Genomic DNA, 19,021 nt, shown 5'->3' with positions numbered 1-19,021 from the left:
AGCGAACCGCCGGTGATGCTCAGCCTCTCGATGATCGTGCGCAACGAGGAGGCCCGACTCGCGGCCTGCCTGGCATCCGTGAGCGCTCTGGCCGACGAGATGGTGGTGGTGGATACGGGCTCCACCGACGCCACCATCGCCATCGCGGAGGCCGCCGGTGCCAGGGTGGAGCGGATCGACTGGCCCGGTGACTTCGCCCCGGCCCGCAACCGGGCCCTGGAGTTTCTCAAAGGCGACTGGGTCCTGGTGCTGGACGCCGACGAACAGCTGAGACCTGAAGTCATCCCCAGCCTCAGGGCGCTGATGGCCCAGCCCGATGTGCTGGTGATCAACCTGCTGCGCTACGAGCTGGGTGCCGCCATGGCCCCTTACTCCAGCGTCAGCCGCCTGTTCCGCCGCCACCCTGCCATCCGCTGGAGTCGGCCGTACCACTCGATGATCGACGACAGCGTCAAGGGGCTGCTGGAGGAGGAGCCTCAGTGGCGCATCGCTGACTGCAGCGAGCCAGCCATCCTGCATGACGGTTACCGCCCGGAGCTGCTGGCGGGCACCGACAAGGCCAACCGTCTGCGGCAGGCGATGCAGGACGAACTGGACGCCAGCCCCGGCAACCCGTATGCCAGCGCCAAGCTCGGCGGCCTGCTGATCAGCGAAGGACGTCATGAGGAGGCGATCCCTCTGCTGCGCCGCGGCCTGGAGCAGGAGGGCGTGCAGGATGCCGAGCGCTACGAGCTGCTGGTCCACCTGGGCCTTGCCATCACCCCGTCGGATCCTGTGGGCGCCATCGCCTGTTACCGCGAAGCGCTCGCGATTCCCCTCGACACCCGCATCAGCCTCGGAGCCCGACTCAACCTGGCGGCACGGCTGATGGAGCAGGGAGACCTGGAAGAGGGGATCAGCCTCACCCAGACCGCCACCCAGCGCGCTCCGGAAGTGGCCCTGGGCTGGTACAACCTCGGCCTGATGCAACGCCGCCGAGGCGACATCGGCTCGGCCCTCGAGGCCTACCGCCGTGCCCTGAGCCTGGATCCCGACAACGCCGAGTGCCACCAGAACAATGCCGTGGCACTTCTGATGGGAGGCGACATCGAAGGGGCTCGCAACGGCTTCCGGACAGCGGTGAGGTTGCTGCAGGACCAGGGCCGCAGCCAGGAGGCCAGCACGTTGAGGGACAAAGCATCCGCGATCGTGAAACTGGATGCGGAGCCTGTGCCGTGAGCGATCCACTCCAGGGATGCACCGTGGTGGTGACGAGGGCGGCCGAACAGCAGGGAGAAGCCCGTCAGCTGCTGGAAGCCGCCGGCGCGCAGGTGCTGGACCTGCCGGCCCTGGTGATCGGCCCTCCCGACGACTGGGGCCCCCTCGATGACGCGTTGGCCGATCTGGAGAACTTTCACTGGATCGTTTTCTCCAGCGCCAACGGTGTGCAGGCGGTGGATCAGCGGTTGCAGCGGCTGGGTCGCAGCCTGTCGCGACGGCCGGACGGCCTGCGACTCGCCGCCGTGGGGCGCAAGACGGCCCGGGTGCTGGAGGAGCTGGGCGCAACGGCGGACTTCGTGCCACCCCAGTTCGTGGCCGACAGCCTGATCGAGCACTTCCCCGTCTCCGGTTACGGCCTGCGGATCCTGTTGCCGAGAGTTCAGAGCGGTGGGCGCACCGTTCTGGCGGAGGCTTTCGGCGAGGCGGGTGTTCGGGTGGTCGAGGTGGCCGCCTATGAATCCCGCTGCCCGGAGGCGATGCCGGAGATCACCGCCCGGGCTCTGGCCGAGCAGGCCGTGGGAGTGATCGCCTTCAGCAGCGGTAAAACCGCTCAGCACACGGCCAGGCTGCTGGAGCAGCACCTGGGGGCAGCCTGGTTGCGGCATCTCGACGGTGTGAAGCTGATTTCCATCGGCCCCCAGACAAGCCTCAGCTGCCACAAGCACTTCGGGCGCGTGGATGCCGAGGCAACACGCCACGACCTCGAAGGGCTGGTGGAAGCCTGTTCTCAGGCCATGCAGAGCGGGGCCTGAGGCTCGCCGTTGCGTGCCAGCCGGATGCACCCCCGCTGCACGTCGATGGCCAGCACCGACCAGCCCTGAGGCAGCAGCGACCCGCGATCTCCCTCGCAACGCCCCTCACGGCCGATGCAGAGCACACCGCTTCCCAGAGCGCTCCGGGCCAGGGCCCGCTGCTGACCACCGACCCGCAACACACCGGTGAGGGTGACTCCGGAGCTGTTCCCGGAAGCATCGGCAGACGCCGACTCCGACGAGAGACCGGATGCCTCCGTGCCAAGACCTGACTGAACCGATGCCCCTGGAACCAGCGACGCTGCGAAGGGATCGACCCGGCCGCCACCACCGGCAGCCTGAACCTGCTGAGGCGTCGGCAGCGGTGTCAGACCGAGGTCCGGGATCGACCGCGGCGGATCCGGTTCCACCGCAGGCTGGGCGGGTCGGCGTGGGGGCTCGGAGACAGACACGTCGGCTGGTTCTCCGCCAGCGCAACCGGTGAGCACCAGGCCGATCAACAGGCAGGCGGCAGCACCAGGAGCTCTCACCTCAGGCGCGTTCTTCCACCAGGTCCCGGAAGCGGTCAAGATTCGCCTGCAGCTCCTTGGTGACGATTCCCCCCAGGATGCTGGGCTCCATCAACGGTGCCAAGACCCTCGGGAGCTCATAGGTGACGCTCAGTTTCACCACGGTGCGATCGACGGACTCCGGGTAGAAGCGCACCGCTCCCTTGGTGGACAGACCACCGACGGATTCCCAGTGAAGCTGCTGAGCCTCCACCCGCTGGGTGATGCGCGCCTTCCAGTGAAAACGAAAGCCCTGGGCCGCCAGGGTCCAATCCGTGAGCTCCGGATCATCCAGCGTTTTCACGGATTCGATCCAGCGCATCCAGCGCGGCATCGCCTCAAGATCACTCCACACGGCCCAGACCCGGTCGACTGGAGCCTGGACCTCTGTGGTGACGGTGTGTTCCAGCCAGCGTCCCATCGTCAGGCCACCGCTGCGTTGGTGGCCAGCTGCGCCGGTCTGCGCAGAATCTCGGCGGCAGCCAGGTGACCGCTCATCGTCGCCCCCTCCATCGAATCGATGTAGTCCTGTCGTGTGTAGCTGCCGGCCAGGAAAAAGTTGCCGATCGGGGTGCGCTGCTCAGGCCGGTAGGGCTCCATCCCCGGGGCCTCGCGATACAGCGATTGGGCCAGCTTCACCACGTTGCTCCAGGTGAGCTGGAGATGGCGAGCCGAAGGGAACAGCTCCCTCACCTGACGGTCGGTGTGGGCGACGATCTCCTCAACACTCTTCGGGATCCACGGATCACCGGGCGTGAGCACGCACTGGAGCAGGGAACCCTCTCCCTCCTTGCGGTAGTCCTCGGGGCTGGCGAGGGCCAGGTCGGCGAAACAGCTGAAGTCCGCATCGGCGGTGTAGAGGAGGTTGTTGAGGCCCGCCGGCTGGCCCACATCCCTTCGGCGGCTCTCGTGCTCCTCGCCCAGTTCCGTCACCCAGCCGTCGTAGCGCAGCTGCACGGTGGCCACCGGAACCGCTTCAAGCTGGTGGATCGCCTCGAACTGAGGGAAGCGGCGCCAGGCCTCTGGGAGCAGCTTCTGAATTCCGGGCACATCGCAGGCCGCCAGATAGGCATCCGCCTCGACGGTGATGTCGCCCTCCGGAGTGCCCAGCTGCAGGCCGGTGACTTCGGGATGCTCCGCCTCGCTGAACATCACCTGCTTGACGCGATGACGCAGATGCAGCCGGCCGCCTCGGGCCTCGATGTACTCCAGGATCGGACCGGTGAGCCAGCGATGCGGCGACCCCTTGAGCAGGTTCAGCTTGGAGGCCTCGGTCTTGGCCGCGAACATCATGAAGATGGTCAGCATGCAGCGGGCCGAGATCGCTTCGCAGTCGATGAAGCCCAGGGCGTAAGCGATCGGATTCCACATGCGGCGGATGCTCTCCGGGCTGCCGCCGTGGCCGACGAACCAGTCCTGGAAGCTCACGGAGTCGAGGGCACGGATCGTGCGCATCGCCCCCTCGTAATCCACCAGACCACGCACGATCGGGGATGTGCCGAGGGCGAGGGCGTTGCGCAGTTTGTCGATCCAGCTGAGCTGAGGGGTGGTGAAGAAAGCCTTCAGCCCGTTGAAGGGTGCACCGATCGGGAAGCGGAAATCCAGCTCCCGCAGGTCGCCGCCCTTGTTCACGAACAGATGGGTGTGCTGCTTCGGCAGCAGGTTGTCGAACGCGCCCACCTTGCGCATCAGCGCAAAGAGATTGGCGTAATTGAAGAAGAACACATGCAACCCCATTTCGATGTGGTTGCCGCCCTCGTCCACCCAGCTGCCCACCTTGCCGCCCATGAACGGTCTGGCCTCGTAGAGGTTCACCTCATGGCCGGCCTCCACAAGATCCACCGCAGCGGACAGGCCCGCGAGACCGGAACCGACTATCGCGACCTGCACCTGGTTGCGCGCAACTGATGCGACTCTATGAATGAGGCTCCATAGAGTGAGGGCACGCGACCGCGGCGATGATGACCACCACCCCCACCGATGCGCCGACCCACACCGCCCGGGACGGCAAGGGCATCCTGATCACGGCGACGGCCATGCAACAGCTGGCGAGACTCTGCGGAGAGCAGGGCGACAACAAGGTGCTGCGGGTGGGCGTGCGCTCCGGCGGCTGCAGCGGCATGAGTTACACGATGGATTTCGTGCCCGCCTCCGACACCCTCGAGGACGACGAGTCCTACGACTACGAGACCCCCGATGGCCACAGCTTCCGGGTGATCTGCGATCCCAAGAGTCTGCTTTACATCTACGGCATGCAGCTCGACTTCAGCACCGCACTGATCGGCGGAGGCTTCAATTTCACCAATCCGAATGCCACCCAGACCTGCGGTTGCGGCAGCTCCTTCGCCGTTTGAGCCGAACGGTCTGAGCCGCATGGGAATCTGAACAGGACCACCCCTCTGCCCGTCGATGGAATCCAGCCAGGAGAGTCTGTTCGAGCAGGCGATGGCCCGATATCAGGCGGGGGCCAGCGCCGCGGAAATCCTGCCGGACTTTCTCCGGATCACCGAGGCGGCACCCCGTCAATCCGCTGGCTGGACCTGTCTGGCCTGGCTGCAGCTGCTCTGCGACCTGCCGGAGGACGCCCTGCGCTCAGCCCGCTTCGCCGTGAAGCTCAACCCTCAGGACCCACAGGCCCGGGTGAATCTGAGTCTGGCGCTGCTGGAGACGGAATCCAAAGGCGTGCGGGAGCACGTGCAGGTGGTGCAGCAGGTGCTGACGATGGCACCGCAGATCTCGGACGAGCTCAGAACAGCCCTGGACGACGGCCTGCAGCGTCGCCCGAACTGGACCTCCCTCGAGAAGGTGAAGACCTGGCTGAATCTCTGACTCACGACCTCCCCGTCCCCATCAGCTGGTTGCGGTGAATGGCGCGTCTTCTTCTGCTCAGCAACGGCCATGGCGAGGATCTCTCCGGTGCTCTGCTGGGCCGTGCTCTGTCCGAGCAGGGCCATGAGGTTCAGGCCCTGCCGCTGGTTGGCCAGGGGAATTCCTACCGAACAGCAGGGATTCCCCTGCTGGGGCGCACCCGCGAATTCAGCACCGGCGGCATCGGCTACACCAGCCTGCGCGGACGGTTGACGGAACTGATGCAGGGACAACTGTTCCACCTGCTGGAGCAGTTGCTGCGGCTGCTGCGCCGGGCTCATCGCTTCGATCTGATCGTGGTGGTGGGAGATGTGATTCCAGTGATCGCCTCCTGGCTGTGCAGACGTCCGGCGGCGACCTATCTGGTGGCGTACTCCAGCCATTACGAAGGACGCCTGCGACTGCCCTGGCCCTGCGCTGAACTGCTGGCGACCCCTCGATTCCTGGCCGTGTTCAGCCGCGATCAGCTCACGGCGGATGATCTCAGTCAGCAGCTGAGACGACCGGTGCGCTTTCTCGGCAATCCCTTCATGGATCCGGTGCTGACCCCGGTGCCGCCGCTGCCCGCTGCAATGCAACGCATCGGCCTGCTGCCGGGCAGTCGCCGGCCGGAGCTGGAGGAGAACCTGCGGCTGCTGCTGGCAGTCGCCGAACAGCTGCCTGTGTCAGGGGAGCTGAGTCTGGACCTGGCCCTGGTGCCGAGTCTGGAGGCGGACGCCCTGGGCCGGCTCGCCGATTCCGCCGGCTGGCAGCAGAGCGGCGATCGACTGATCCATCGCGATGGCGCCACCATCCACGTGCGGCGCGATGCCTTTCAGGCGCTGCTGCAGAGCAGTGATCTGCTGATCTGCATGGCGGGCACCGCCGCGGAACAGGCGGTCGGGCTCGGCCGGCCGGTGCTGCAGCTGCCGGGCCGCGGCCCGCAGTTCACCGCAGCCTTCGCGGAGGCGCAGCGGCGTCTGCTGGGCCCCACCGTGTTCTGTGCCCCCGGGGACGCCGGCAGCCTTGGCAACCTCCAGGCGTCTGCGCAGCTGGCGTTGCAGTTGCTCGAACGCTGCCGCTCGGATCAGCAGCTGCAGCGCCAGTGCAGGCAGGAGGCCGAACGGCGCCTCGGTGCGGCCGGCGGTGGTCGGAGGATGGCAGCTGCCATCAGTGCGCTGCTGTCATGAGTGCCCCAACGGAACCGCTCTGGAAACGCTGGCTCGACCGACTGCTGATGCTGAATGTGCTGCTGGTGGCGTCCGGGGCCGTTTTCTTCACCGTGGCTGTGGTCGCCCAGAGCCAGGGACGGGATCGGGCCATGGATCTGTTCCAGCAGCTCTGGCAGCCGCTGTTCACGCCAGCCATCAGCCTGCTGATCATGGCGGCGCTGATCAGTGGGATCGTCAGCTGGTGGCAGCGGCGAGTGCAGACGGCAGATCGGGGTAACGGAAACTGAAGCCGAGGGTCTCCAAGCGTTCGGAGCCGACCTGCTGACCCTCCAGCACCACCGAGGCTCCGTCTCCGAGCAACACCTGCAGAACCGGAGCTGGCACCGGCAACAGGCTGGGACGCCCGAGGCTGCGGCCCAGCTCACGACAGAACTCCGTCATCGACACCGGCTGGGGCGCCACACCGTTGACAGCACCTGTCCAGTTCGGATCCTCAAGCGCCCGAAGGATCAGAGCGCACAGATCACTGCGGTGAATCCAGCTCATCCACTGACGGCCGCTGCCGATCGGTCCACCGAAGCCGGCCCGGAACACCGGCAGCATCTTGCCGAGGGCACCACCATCGGGGGCCACGACGATGCCGATGCGAACGGTCACCGCGCGGGTTCCATCCGGAACAGCCAGGGCGGCCTGCTCCCAGCGGCGACAAAGGGAGGCGAGGAAGTCGTCACCGGCCGGGCTGGATTCGACGAATCGCTGCGAAACACTGGTTCCGTAGTAGCCGATGGCCGAAGCATTCACGAGCACCTGCGGCGGTGTGGGAGACGCCTGAATCGCCTCCACCAGCAGCCTGGTGGTCTCCAGACGGCTCGTTTCCAGGATGCGCTGATGGGCCGGCGTCCAGCGCTTCTCAGCGATCGGCTCCCCGGCGAGATTGACCACGCCCTCCGCCTGCGACAGAGCCTGCAGAAGCGACTGATCCTGCCAGGATCGAGGGTCGGCGGGATCCAGCTGCAGCCACTCCGCAGCAGGCTCCTGGCGCTGTTGACGACTCACCAGAGTCAGCTGATGACCGGCTTGGCGCAGCATCGGAACCAGTTCCCGGCCAACGAGACCGGTGCAGCCGAGAAGCAGCAGGCGCATGGTGCAGTGCGAGAAACCCGGCGAGGCTAGGTGGGGCGACCCGCGTCAGTGATGGCGGGAACGGGCTCTAGCCTTGGACAAGCATTGCTCTTCACGATGGCTGACACCGACGCCGCCCCTGCGAAGGCCAAGCCGGCGGCCCTGCGCAAGGGAGCCCTGGTGCGGGTGAACCGGAAGGCCTATGACAGCAGCCTGGAAGCAGCCGCCAGCGACCCCACCGCGCCCGACTACATCTTCGAAGGGCCGGGGGAACTGCTGCTCGTGAAAGGTGATCACGGCCAGGTGCGCTGGAACCGCCCGGTGCCCGACACCTGGCTGCGCATGGATCAGCTGGAGGCCTGTTCCTGATCGACAGGCGCCAGGGCGTCTTCCACGCGATCAATGGCCTCGGGCAGGGACTGCATCGCAGCGGGTGCACGCCACACCGCCCCACCAAGAACGGCGCTGAGATCTCCCAGGGCAAGCAGCAACGGATCCGGTGTCTGCTGATGGGCGGCATCCGCCACAGACGACGCCGCCCAGGCATCCCAGCCGGCCAGCAGCACCACGCTGCGATAGGCAGCCGGCCATGGATTCTCGGGAAGCAACGTCTGAAGAGCCGCGAAATGAGCAGCCGCCTCCTGCGGTCGGTTGGCCAGCACCGCCAGCAGCGCCAGGCTCCAGTGGGGTTGAGGATCGCTTGAATCCTGCGCCAGCTGCTGTTCCGCCTGCCGGCGCACCGTGGCGCGGTAACTGAAGTGGCCATCGAGCATGTGTTCCTGGCCCACCGCGGCAAACACCGGTTCCAGCCCGGCCGGTCCGGCCGCCAGCCCCGCAGCGAGAGCTGGAAAGCGTGCCGCGAAACCGACTCCCTCCGGTCGATCGCTGCGCCGTGTCCAGAGGGAGTAGCTACCTCCCTTGGGCCGCTCGAATGCACCCACCTGCCTGAACACGCCACTGGTTCGCACCGCTTCATCGAGGCGACGGGCCGACTTGCGCACCGATCCCTGCCCCCCTTCCGCCAGCACGACCCACTGCGCCGCCCGCAGGGTTGGCCCCACGTCATCTCGGCTGCTGCCCATCTGCCGGCCCACCAGCTGCCCGCCATGGCGTCTGCCGTAGTAGCTCACGTTGTGCTGGTTCAGGTCGGAGGTGCTGGGCACCACGATCAACGTGCGCGCTGACTGCGCTGGATCGCCGCCACCCGCGGCCTGCACGAGAGCCTCGAGCGGACCCCGCGGCCGATCCTCGAAGCGATCCAGCTGAAAGGCCATGCCCGCCGGCAGGCAGGCGAGCAGCCCTGAGATCAGAGCCACGGGTGCCGCCCAGGACGCGCGTTGGCGCAGCAGCCGGCCCCACTGCCACCAGCCCCGGGCCAGCAGCAGCAGCAGGGTGGGCAACAGCGGCGTGATGTAGCGGTCACTCTTGTTGGGACTGAGGCTGGTGAGCAGCCAGGCGGCCACAAGATTGATCACCAGCCAGCGCCAGCTCCAGGGGTCATCCGCACCACCCTCATCGGCAGCAGAGCGATGGCGCTGAAGCCACCACAGCACAAGCCCCGCCAGGCCCACCACCAACAGAACAACACCCAGCTGCTCCGGCAGCAGACGCAGGTAGAACGACAGGCTTTCCATCGAGAAGGGGTTGGGATCCCCCTCCCGGGCAGCGGATTCGAACACCGCCCGGTTCGTCCCCCCGAGGCTGGTGATCCAGTTGTGGCGCAACCAGGGGCCGATCATCAGCAGCGTCAGCACGGGCAGCAGCACCCCCTGACGCAACCAGCGCCCTCGGCGACGAACGGCGACACCGGCCGCCCAGAGACCAGCCGGTACCAGCAGCAGCAACGCGCTCTGCTTGATCAGCACCGCCGCCAGCGCACAGACCGTGGCCAGCAGCGCCTGGCCCCAGCGACCACCCCGCCTGGGATCACACCAGCAGCTCAGCCGCCACAGCGCAAGGGTCCCCATCGCTGCCAGGGGCATCTCCAGCACATAATCCGTGCGCAGATCCAGCAGAGCCGGTGCGATCGCGGTGAGGCCGCAGGCCAGCAGCGCCAGCCCGTCGCCCTGCAAACGGCGCCCCCAGCCGGCCACCGCCAGCAGCAGCAGACCATGCCAGAGGCTGAGGCTCCAGGCGGCAGCCGCGGGATCATCCCCACTCAGGGCCATCACACTGCCGTTCACCAAAGAGGCCAGAGGCGGAATCTTGGGGGAGAGATCCAGCAAGGCATTCCAGCCCTGCCAACCACCGCCGGGAAGCACCCCGATGGCACGGCCGTGATCCAGCGCGCTGTTGAGATAGTCGGCCTGATCCCATGCGGGAAGCCCGGTCTGCAGCTCCCACCAGAGGCGGTCAGCACCGGTGGCCAGAAGCCAGATCAGAAGCAGCGCAGCCCAGAAACGCCAGCGCACCGTCATGAAATCTCGAGCCGACGCCGCTCATCCTGAAGCCGCTTGCGCCGCTGCTTCGCCTCGCGCAGCATCTCTCGACCATCCCGCAGGTAGCTGTCCACGTAGCCCATCGTGTAGCGCTCCAGCTCCTGCAGAGCGTCCTCCACCTCGGAGAAGCAGTGATACACACTCAGGCCGAACCCACGCGCCGACACCGGTGTGGGCAGGGTCTGGAACAGCGTCTTGACCCGTTCCAGCTTCTGAACACTGCGCTCCAGATAGGCGCAGAAGGCCTCCATCAACGCGTCGTCATAGGGATCCGCTGCCAGGGCCTTGAGCTGTGCCGGAAAGGGATTGATCACCTCTCCAAGCAGACGGTCGATCGGGCTGTAGACCCGTCGCAGCCATTCCACAAGCGCATCATCGGCACTGACTCCCTGGCCATGGGCCCGTCTGGCCTGGCTGAGATCCTGCGACGCTGCCGTCGTTCGCGACGCCCGACTGCGGTCGAACGCCCGACGCCGCTCCGCATCGCCGAGCACTTCCCAGGCGGCATTGAGAGCCAGCATGCGCTGATCGTCCCCACCGGCATCCGGATGATGCTGCTTCACGAGCTGCCGGTAAGCAGCCTTGATCTCCTCGGCGCTCGCATGACTGCTCACCCCCAGCTCGTCGTAGGGATCCCTCACAGCTGACCATCCCGGCGCGCCGGCAGCACCGAACCGGAACTGAACATCGGCGTGGACAGATAACGCTCGCCATAACTGGCCAGCATCACCACGATCCGGCAACCGACCATGTCGGAGCGCGCCCCGATGCGCAGAGCGGCGGCGACGGCGGCACCACTGCTGATGCCGCAGAGGAGCCCCTCCTCGCGGGCCAGACGACGGCCGACATCCATCGCCTCATCGTCGGAGACGGTGACGATCTCATCAATCCGTTCGCGCTCGAGCACCGCGGGGATGAACCCCGCTCCGATGCCCTGAATGCGATGCGCGCCGGCAGGCCCACCGGAGAGCACCGGACTGGCCGCCGGTTCCACCGCCACCACCCGCAGCTGCGGAGATCGCTGCTTGAGCAGGCGTGCACATCCGGTGATCGTGCCGCCGGTGCCCACCCCCGCCACAAAGCCATCGATCACACCATCGCAGTCGTGCCAGATCTCCTCCGCAGTGGTGCGTTCATGCACTGCAGGATTGGCCGGATTGTCGAACTGCTGCAGCAGATAGGCCTCGGGAATCTCCTGCACCAGCTCGCGGGCCAGGGCGATCGCACCCGCCATGCCTTCGGCACCATCGGTGAGCTGCAGCTCTGCGCCGTAGGCCCGCAGCATGGCCCGCCGTTCGGTGCTCATCGAATCCGGCATGGTGAGGATGAGCCGGTAGCCCCGCGCGGCAGCCACCATCGCCAGGGCGATTCCGGTGTTGCCACTGGTGGGCTCCACCAGCACCGTGTGGCCGGGCTGGATCGTGCCGTTGGCTTCGGCCTCCAGCACCATGGCGCTGGCGATGCGGTCCTTGACGGACGCCGAGGGATTGAAGCTTTCCAGCTTGGCCAGCAGCTCAGCCCGACAGCCGAACTGCGCCGGAAGGCGGTTGAGCCTCACCAGCGGAAGTGCCGCCGATCAGGGCGGTGATGTCAGGGGCGATGGCCATACAACGGCAGCTTGCCGGGGAGCGGCACACAAAAAAAGCCCCCCTGGCGGGGGGCTCTGGGTTGCGTGAGGAGAGATTCGAGGCCTGATCGAGATCAGGCCGGCGAATCAGAACTTGAAGACGGTCTGAACCAGGCCACCGAAGACGCCCAGGGACTTGTAGTCGCCGTTGTAGTTCTGGGTGTCATCACCCCAGGGGCGGGACAGCCAGTAAACGGCGGGAGTCACGGAGATGTTGTCGGTCACCTGGAACTTGTACCAGAGTTCCATGGCGTAGCCGCCATCAGCCACGAAGTCGTCGTCGTTGTCGTAGTCCACCACGTAGGTGAACTGAGGCTGACCAACGGCGAAGCCGAGGGCGTTCTTCATCAGGAACACGTCGTTCCAGGTCAGACCGACCATCCAGCTGGCGAAACGGCGCTTGGCCTGGGCGTCTTCCCAGTCGCCGTTGCCGGTGAGCCAGGATTTGCCGACACCGGCGCTGATGGAAGGAATCCAGCCGGACTCTTCAGGACGCCAGAAGGCGTTGAAGGAGAAGCTGTTGCTGGAAGCTTCGGAGCGCACCTCAACCCCGTCAGCATCGTCCACGGTGCAAGGGGTGCCGAACTTGTCGCCCTTGGTGAACTCGGTAGCCGTCCGGAACTTGGCACCACACTGGCCGTAGCGGTAGCCGAGAGCTGCACCCCACTTCTTGTGGCCGTAGGCCACCTGTGCTGTGAAGTTGGCTTCGGAATTGTCGGTCATGAAGCCACCCGAGTTGGGGTTGCTGTCATTGGCCTCACCGGAGTCAGACACGTAGTTCGCAGCAACGGTCCAGTAGGCGTCGCCTTTCTCGACCTGCTTCTTGTTGGTGTAGATGGCACCGAAGCCACCACCGGTCTCCTTGTTCCACACACCGGGAACACCCAGGGAGCCACCGAAGAAGTCAAGAACTTTCTGACCACCCTTGGCGTAGGCAGAAGCCTTGTAGCCCATCATCTCAGTGTTCCGGGTCAGAGGACCGACCTGGATCTTGAAGTTGCTGCCCAGGGGGAAGCGGTAGTACAGGCGATCAATCTCAACAGCGTTGCCGCCGGGGGCTGCCGTGTCGAGCTTGTTCAAAGCAACACCATTGCCGTCCCAGACGCTGTCGTCGCCCTGGTTACCAGCGCGCAGGCGGGTGAACAGCAGATCCTTTCCGGTGAAGGAGGTCTTCAGGCCCAGACGCAGGTCATAGGAGAAGGAGAAGGCACCGTATTCAGCGTTGTACGCATCGCGCTCGCCGCGCTCGGCATCGGCTGAGGTCTTGAAGTTGTCGCCCTTGGCCTTGGTGGCACCCAGAACGAAGTTGGCCTTACCTTTCAGCTTGGTGGTGGTGGAGAACTGGGTAGCTTCCAGTTCGCCGACGCGGGCCTCAAGACCGTCGATGCGGCCGCGGACGATGGCGAGTTCCTTTTCGAATTCCTTGATCAGGCGACGCAGCTCGTCGGTCACCTCGGTGATGCGATCGAGGCAGGCGTTCAGCAGGGCAGCCGCCTCGTAGCGGGTCATCGCCCGGTTGCCGCGGAAGGTGCCGTTGGGGTAACCGGCGACGCAGCCGTAGCGCTCGATCAGGTTGGCCAGAGCCTGGTAAGCCCAGTCCGTGGGATAAACGTCAGAGAACTGGGTGATGCTGGTGACCTGCTCTTCGGTATCCGAGTAGTCGGAAACACCGTTGATGTTCAGGTCGGCGGCGTTGACGCCAGTGGCCAGGAGGCCCAGGGCGGCAGGCGCTACCAGCAGTTGCTGGAAGAGTTTCATGAGATTCCTCACACCAAAATTGAGGGATTTGGACAGGAAGTCCTCTAAAAAAATACTTGCGGGAGAAAACTCTGAACAGGAGGCCGCCAAAGTTTGTGTCCATTACTACCTCTTAACCTTTTAACTCTGGCGGTATGGCAATAAAAAACCCACCGCCGAAGCGGTGGGTGGGGTTGACCTTGCAGGTCTGCTCCAAACGACGTTGGATCAGAACTTGAAGGTGGTCTTGACCAGACCGCTCATGGCGTTGAGGCCATTGTCGCCACGCTGGGTGTTGGCGAACGGCTTGCTCAGGTAGTGAATCGCGGGAGTCACAGTGATGTTGTCGGTGACCTGGAACTTGTAGAAGAATTCCCAGGCGAAGCCGCCACCTGCCAGGTAGTCATCTTCGTCATCTTTGTTGTTGACGTCGATGTCGGTGATGAAGGTGGGCTGACCAGTGGCGATACCAAAGGAGTTGCCCTCCAGGAAGACATCGCTCCACTCCAGACCCACGTACCAGGACTGGGTGGTTGCACTCTTGACGTAGCCGAGGGTGCTGTCCGAGATGTCGGTCAGGCCCCAGCCAGCGCTGATGGAGGGAATCCAGCCGGACTCTTCAGGCATCCACCAGGCGCTCAGACCGTAAGAGTCGGTCTGACCGTCGGTGAGGGACAGGGCAACAGCGCCCCTGGTGCCGTTGCCGGAATACAGGCCAACACCATTGGTGCCGGATGCCTTGGTGTAGGCAGCAGCAACACCCCAGTTCTCAGGCGCGTAAGCGATCTGAGTGGTGGCACTGAAGGCTGCAGCATCTGTACCGATACCACCGCCGTACTCACAATCGGTGGAAGGGCAGCTGCTCTCAGCGTTAGCCGAGAGGTAGCTGGTGGAGATGCTGAAGTCGCCGGGCTTCCACCACACACCTGCACCACCGCCGAGAGCCAGGTTGTAAGCACCCGGTGCACCGGCGTAGGTGAAGAAGTCCATCGTCATGTCAGACGGATAGGCACTGGGCCACACCGGCAGCATGTTGTCCATACGGACGCGAGGGCCAGCAACAACGGTGAAGTCTTCGCCGACGGGGAAGCTGTAGAACAAACGGTCGATGACCACGGCATTGCCGGTGTCGACTCCGTATTCCTGGCCGAACAGGCCAACGCCGGCGCCGCCATAGATATTGTTCATGTTGCCGGAGCGCAGACGCGTCACCAGGCTGTCTTTGCCGGTGAAGCTGGTCTCCAGAGCCAGACGCAGGTCATAGCTGAAGGAGGTACCACCGTTGGTCGCGGCGTTGAAGTCGCTGCGCTTGCCGTGGTACTTGGCTGCACCGAACACCCAGTGGGTCGAACCCTTCAGCTTGGTGGTGGTGGAGAACTGGGTGGCTTCCAGTTCGCCGACGCGGGCTTCAAGGCCATCGACGCGTCCGCGCAGGATGGCGAGTTCGGTCTCGAACTCCTTCATCAGGCGACGAAGCTCGTCGGTGATCTCAGTGATGCGATCGAGGCAAGCGTTCAGAAGCGCTGCAGCCTCGTAGCGGGTCATGGCACGGTTGCCACGGAAGGTGCCGTTGGGGTAGCCGGCAACGCAGCCGTACTGCTCAACCAGGTTGCTCAGAGCCTGGTAGGCCCAATCGGTCGGGTAGACGTCAGAAAATTGAGTGACGCTGGTGACCTGCTCCTTTTTGGAAGGGGAGTAGTCGGCAACAGCGGACAGATCAAAATCTGCTGCATGGGCGGCAACCGGGGCCAAAAGGCCGAGAGCTGCCGGAGCCACCAGCAGTTGCTGGAAAAGCTTCATGGTGGGTCCTCACACGGAAAAGGGGACAATGTCCCAAACGGATGGTGCCGTTTACCTCGCGTTAACCACGTAACAATGTGCCGGTCTTTACGCCGACATGTGCAATCGGCTACCGAAATTGCGAAAAATGGTTCGTTGCGCTACCAAAAACTTCACAAATGTTTGTGTTAGGGAACAGACAAACTCTGCGTTTCAGCTTTTCTGATCACGTCATCCACCGCTGACACCATCAACCGTTCCCGGAAACTGCGCTCCATCCAGATCGCAGCCGGCCTGTTCGCCCTCCTCTGCCTGGCCCTGCAGGGCTGGAGATCCCAGGTGCTGCTGGCCAGCTACGACCAAGGCATCTTCCAGCAGGTGCTGTGGAACACCCTTCAAGGGCATCCCTTTGAAAGCACGCTGTCGTCTCAGTTGTCAGCCAGCGTCGGGCAAGGCGGGGAGCTGCCATCCGTGGATTACGAACGGCTGGGACAACACTTCACCCCCACGCTGCTGTTGTGGGCTCCTCTGCTCGGACTGATCGGCGGTGCCGCGCTTCCCATCGTCCAGGTGGGACTGATCACAGCGGCAGGACTGGTGCTGCATCGCCTCGCCTGCCGGCAGCTCCCGGAACGCACCGCCAACTGGATCGGCTACGGCTACTTCGCCGGCAACGCCCTGATCGGACCAACACTCGGCAATTTCACCGATCTGTGCCAGCTGCCCCTGGCCGTCTTCGCCCTGATGCTGGGCGTGCTCGAGCGACGCCGATGGTTGATCGCGACGTCCGCCCTGCTGATTCCACTGATCCGTGAGGACACGGGCGTTCTGCTCGTGGCGGTGGGCCTCTGGGTGCTGATCCGGCACCGCGGACGCTGGCCGATGGCGCTGATGCTGATCATCTGGGGCGGCGGATGGGTGCTGATCTGCACCAACCTTCTGATGCCGTTGTTCTCAGACGACAACGCCAAACGGTTCATGGTCGAGAACTTCGGCCAGTACCTCGGCGACAGCGCCAACGAGGGCAGCAGCAGTCTCGGCGTGGCCCAGCGGATCATCAGCCAGCCGTTGCTGCTCCTGCAGCAACTGATCGACCCTCCAGGTCAGACACTGCTGTATCTGCTGGGGCATGCGCTGCCGTTTCTGTTCGTCCCGTTGCTGAGCCTCGACACCGTTCTGCTGGCCGGGCCCTGCCTGCTGGGATTGTTCCTGGCTCAGGGCGCCAATGACCCTCTGTCGATCACCATCCGCTACACCCTGCTGGTGGTACCGGGGTTTGCGCTCGGATCCATGTTCTGGTGGCAACGGCGCCGAGATCCGGTGCCCGGTCGCCGCACCCGCCTGGCCTGGGGCTGCTGCCTGGCGCTCTCGCTGCTGCTCACGATCAGCAGCAACCCTCACCGCAGCCTCTCTTTTGCCATTCCAGACAGCATTCACCCCTGGATCTACAGCTCTCCGCTGCAGCAGTGGCGTCACGGCATCGCAGCCCGGGCTGCCGTGGCTGTGATCCCGCCGGAGGCAACCGCCGCCGCCAATACCCCCCTGGTGCCGTTGCTGGCCAGGCGCGAAGTGCTGGTGCGCTTTCCCTTCACGACGGACTATCTCGATCGCGACAGGACAGCCCATCCGGTGGACTGGATCGCCGTTGATCTGGATCTGCTCGAGCGGTACGGCGTGGCCTTCAGGGGCGACTGGCGTCAGCTGCGCAACAGCCGGCGTTGGATCAGCGATCACCGCGCGTCCTATGCCGTGCAGGCTTTGAGCGATGGCGTCGTCGTTCTGGAACGGCACGGTCAGCGCCGACCCGACCTTGAAACCGCTCTGGACGAGCGCCTCTCCCGGGCCATGCCCGCAGATCCTCGCGATCTCTGAAAAAACGATGCCCCCGACCGGTGAACCGGTCGGGGGCTCTCGCCGGGTCCGCTCTTGCCGCGAAACCGGATGATCAGTCAGAGGACGGTGCCGTTCAGCCGGCGTTCTCCGCGATCAGCAGACCCTGGGTCAAACAACTGGAACTCATGGACACCTCCTCCTGAAGGATTGTGAATGCCGGCTCTGCCTTCGAACGCACCTGTCACTCAAGGAGGACCGACACATTCACAGAGCTGCACCCCGAACATTGAGACAATAACCAGATCGGCCTGTCATCGGGGCGACGATGCGTTCATGCCCTGATTCCGTGCGCGTTCCCTGGCCCGGCCTGCTGGCGATGGCCCTGGTGGCAGCCGGCCTCGCCCTGATCGGTCTGGGAGATCAGCCGTTGCGGGATTTCGACGAGGGCACCGTGGCGCGGGTGGCCCTGGAACTCAGCCAAGGCCAGGGAGAAGCTGCTCTGCTGCCGACCCTCTGGGGTGAGCCTTATCTCAACAAGGCCCCTGGCCTGCACAGCCTGATCGGCGCAGTGATCCAGCTGTCGACTCCAGGCGACCAGCTTCCCCCGGAAGGCCTGGTGCGACTGATGCCGGCCCTGCTCTCCAGCCTGGTGGTGCCCCTCGGCGGCCTGCTGCAGTGGCGCTTGCGCCCCGGTGATCGCGGCAGTGCCCTGGCCACTGGAGCTCTCCTGCTCACCTTGCTGCCGATCGCTCGCCACGGACGTCTGGCCATGCTCGATGGCAGCCAGCTCTCGGCGATGGCTCTGCTCTGGCTGGCCTGCGCCAGCCTGAACGGTCGCAGCGGCGACCGCTGGTGGGGACTGACCGCCGGACTGATGGGCAGCGCCATGCTGCTGTTGAAGGCACCTCTGCTGATACCGATGGCCGCCGCCGCCCTGGCAGCGGCGGCCCTGGGAATGGAATGGCGTCAGTGTCGGGTCGGGGCCGCCGTCACCGGCCTTCTCACTGGCCTTCTCCCCGGCATCGCCTGGCATCTCTGGCATGCCCACAACCGCGGGGCCCTCGCCCTTTGGATGTGGGGGGGCGACGGCGCTGGCCGGGTGCTGCTCGACGCCGGTGAGGGCAGCGACCTGCGCTGGCGCGTCCCGCTGATCGAACTGCTGGAAGGAGGCTGGCCCTGGCTGCTGCTGTTTCCGCCTGCCTTGCTCTGGGCCTGGCAAGAGCGTCGCAGCCGTTGGGGACGCTGGTGTCTCACCACCCTTGTGGTTCTGGCCGGAGCGATCCTGCCGCTGAAAACCCAGCTCCCCTGGTACAGCCATCCCCTCTGGCTGCCCTTCGCCCTGGTCAGTGCCCCCCTGCTCACCTGGCTGGTGGAGCGCACCGATCAGCAGGTTCCCCTCCGCCGGCTGTTGCTGCGCATTCCAGCGATGTGGATGCTGCTGGGCCTGCTGCTGCTGATGGCGACGGCTGTGAGCTTCACGCCGGCAGGGGCCGGGCTGGCTCCCTTTCGCGGTCTGGCCATCGCAGCCGGTCTGGGCTGGGGATGTGGCGGTTGGTGGCTGCAGTCTGCCCAGCGGCAGCAACGGCAACGCGGCCTGATCAGCCTGGTGAGCGGCAGCGTGATCGCTCTGGCTCTGCTGTTCAGCTCGCCGCTGTGGCTCTGGGAACTGAATGAGACCTGGTCCGTCCGCCCCGTGGCAGCCCTGAGTCGTCTCAGCCCGGGGCAACCGGTCCAGCTGCAGGGATATGACGAACGGCCGAGCTTGAACTGGTACGCCCGCCAGCGGATCCGACGGAGACGCAACGGTGATGCGGGTTGGATCCTCACCCGGAAATCACGCGGGAACTGCGTGGTTTCCTTCAGAGATGGCGACTGGGCCCTGGCGCGCTGCCGGTAGCCTGACCCC

Annotated in this window: 17 protein-coding genes and 1 pseudogene; 9 read left to right on the top strand and 9 right to left on the bottom strand. The window is 65.2% G+C overall.

The genetic code is table 11. The annotated features are described in order from the left end of the window. Window positions 1-15: 15 nt before the first annotated feature. Both ACJ0G7_RS08665 and ACJ0G7_RS08660 read left to right on the top strand, forming a co-directional pair. Window positions 16-1,218: a glycosyltransferase gene (locus ACJ0G7_RS08665; RefSeq protein ID WP_407395760.1), complete on the top strand. Its 1,203-nt coding sequence runs from the start codon at window positions 16-18 to the stop codon at window positions 1,216-1,218. After that, window positions 1,215-2,012 carry a uroporphyrinogen-III synthase gene (locus tag ACJ0G7_RS08660; protein ID WP_043693127.1) on the top strand — a complete coding sequence of 266 codons (798 nt, stop codon included), beginning with the start codon at window positions 1,215-1,217 and terminating at the stop codon, window positions 2,010-2,012. The genes ACJ0G7_RS08665 and ACJ0G7_RS08660 overlap by 4 nt, the downstream gene beginning before the upstream one ends. Here the strand turns inward: ACJ0G7_RS08660 and ACJ0G7_RS08655 are convergent. The 3 genes from ACJ0G7_RS08655 to zds are packed head-to-tail and all read right to left on the bottom strand — an operon-like array spanning window position 1,988 to window position 4,450. After that, complete coding sequence (locus ACJ0G7_RS08655; protein ID WP_407395758.1) at window positions 1,988-2,542, bottom strand: hypothetical protein; 555 nt, start codon at window positions 2,540-2,542, stop codon at window positions 1,988-1,990. The two genes, ACJ0G7_RS08660 and ACJ0G7_RS08655, sit on opposite strands and share 25 nt — an antisense overlap. A gap of 1 nt (window position 2,543) precedes the next feature. Further along, window positions 2,544-2,981 carry an SRPBCC family protein gene (locus ACJ0G7_RS08650; protein ID WP_186484281.1) on the bottom strand — a complete coding sequence of 146 codons (438 nt, stop codon included), beginning with the start codon at window positions 2,979-2,981 and terminating at the stop codon, window positions 2,544-2,546. 2 nt (window positions 2,982-2,983) lie between these two features. After that, window positions 2,984-4,450: a 9,9'-di-cis-zeta-carotene desaturase gene (zds, locus tag ACJ0G7_RS08645; protein ID WP_043693134.1), complete on the bottom strand. Its 1,467-nt coding sequence runs from the start codon at window positions 4,448-4,450 to the stop codon at window positions 2,984-2,986. 71 nt (window positions 4,451-4,521) lie between these two features. On the opposite strand from zds, the gene ACJ0G7_RS08640 reads away from it, so the two are divergent. Genes ACJ0G7_RS08640 through ACJ0G7_RS08625 form a run of 4 tightly spaced genes read left to right on the top strand, consistent with a single transcriptional unit; the run spans window position 4,522 to window position 6,866 of the window. Continuing rightward, on the top strand, window positions 4,522-4,914 hold the full coding sequence (locus ACJ0G7_RS08640; RefSeq protein ID WP_043697030.1) for an iron-sulfur cluster assembly accessory protein: 393 nt from the start codon (window positions 4,522-4,524) through the stop codon (window positions 4,912-4,914). Window positions 4,915-4,969: 55 nt separating this feature from the next. Beyond that, complete coding sequence (locus ACJ0G7_RS08635; RefSeq protein ID WP_043693138.1) at window positions 4,970-5,389, top strand: hypothetical protein; 420 nt, start codon at window positions 4,970-4,972, stop codon at window positions 5,387-5,389. A 38-nt stretch (window positions 5,390-5,427) separates the two neighbouring features. Beyond that, window positions 5,428-6,597 carry a lipid-A-disaccharide synthase-related protein gene (locus ACJ0G7_RS08630; protein ID WP_407395756.1) on the top strand — a complete coding sequence of 390 codons (1,170 nt, stop codon included), beginning with the start codon at window positions 5,428-5,430 and terminating at the stop codon, window positions 6,595-6,597. Further along, window positions 6,594-6,866, top strand: coding sequence for a hypothetical protein (locus ACJ0G7_RS08625; protein WP_186484284.1), 273 nt, complete (start codon window positions 6,594-6,596; stop codon window positions 6,864-6,866). Before ACJ0G7_RS08630 ends, ACJ0G7_RS08625 begins: the two co-directional genes overlap by 4 nt. On the opposite strand, the gene ACJ0G7_RS08620 is transcribed toward ACJ0G7_RS08625, so the two are convergent. Continuing rightward, window positions 6,814-7,722, bottom strand: a complete 909-nt coding sequence (locus tag ACJ0G7_RS08620; protein WP_043693148.1) for a TIGR01777 family oxidoreductase — start codon at window positions 7,720-7,722, stop codon at window positions 6,814-6,816. The two genes, ACJ0G7_RS08625 and ACJ0G7_RS08620, sit on opposite strands and share 53 nt — an antisense overlap. 96 nt (window positions 7,723-7,818) lie before the next feature. Between ACJ0G7_RS08620 and ACJ0G7_RS08615 the strand changes: the two genes are divergently transcribed. Further along, window positions 7,819-8,070, top strand: a complete 252-nt coding sequence (locus ACJ0G7_RS08615; RefSeq protein WP_407395754.1) for an NAD(P)H-quinone oxidoreductase subunit O — start codon at window positions 7,819-7,821, stop codon at window positions 8,068-8,070. Here ACJ0G7_RS08615 and ACJ0G7_RS08610 read toward each other — a convergent pair. The 5 genes and pseudogenes from ACJ0G7_RS08610 to ACJ0G7_RS08590 form a co-directional block, all read right to left on the bottom strand. After that, window positions 8,049-10,118, bottom strand: a complete 2,070-nt coding sequence (locus ACJ0G7_RS08610) for a phospholipid carrier-dependent glycosyltransferase (RefSeq protein WP_407395752.1) — start codon at window positions 10,116-10,118, stop codon at window positions 8,049-8,051. The two genes, ACJ0G7_RS08615 and ACJ0G7_RS08610, sit on opposite strands and share 22 nt — an antisense overlap. Continuing rightward, window positions 10,115-10,780, bottom strand: a complete 666-nt coding sequence (locus ACJ0G7_RS08605) for a J domain-containing protein (protein WP_043693154.1) — start codon at window positions 10,778-10,780, stop codon at window positions 10,115-10,117. Before ACJ0G7_RS08605 ends, ACJ0G7_RS08610 begins: the two co-directional genes overlap by 4 nt. Continuing rightward, a pseudogene (gene cysK, locus ACJ0G7_RS08600) lies at window positions 10,777-11,746 on the bottom strand (cysteine synthase A). Before cysK ends, ACJ0G7_RS08605 begins: the two are co-directional and overlap by 4 nt. A 107-nt stretch (window positions 11,747-11,853) precedes the next feature. Then, window positions 11,854-13,524: an iron uptake porin gene (locus ACJ0G7_RS08595; protein WP_407395750.1), complete on the bottom strand. Its 1,671-nt coding sequence runs from the start codon at window positions 13,522-13,524 to the stop codon at window positions 11,854-11,856. A gap of 207 nt (window positions 13,525-13,731) precedes the next feature. Continuing rightward, a complete protein-coding gene (locus tag ACJ0G7_RS08590; RefSeq protein WP_407395748.1) occupies window positions 13,732-15,303 on the bottom strand; it encodes an iron uptake porin in 1,572 nt (523 codons plus the stop codon). 318 nt (window positions 15,304-15,621) lie between these two features. On the opposite strand from ACJ0G7_RS08590, the gene ACJ0G7_RS08585 reads away from it, so the two are divergent. Next, window positions 15,622-17,154 carry a DUF2079 domain-containing protein gene (locus ACJ0G7_RS08585; RefSeq protein ID WP_407395746.1) on the top strand — a complete coding sequence of 511 codons (1,533 nt, stop codon included), beginning with the start codon at window positions 15,622-15,624 and terminating at the stop codon, window positions 17,152-17,154. A gap of 307 nt (window positions 17,155-17,461) precedes the next feature. Further along, complete coding sequence (locus ACJ0G7_RS08580; RefSeq protein WP_407395744.1) at window positions 17,462-19,012, top strand: ArnT family glycosyltransferase; 1,551 nt, start codon at window positions 17,462-17,464, stop codon at window positions 19,010-19,012. The last annotated feature ends 9 nt before the right edge of the window (window positions 19,013-19,021 follow it).

The organism is Parasynechococcus sp., from assembly GCF_045559935.1.
GTDB lineage: Bacteria > Cyanobacteriota > Cyanobacteriia > PCC-6307 > Cyanobiaceae > Parasynechococcus.
The sequence above is the reverse complement of the archived record's forward strand: the minus strand, read 5'-3'. Positions and strand labels throughout refer to the sequence as shown.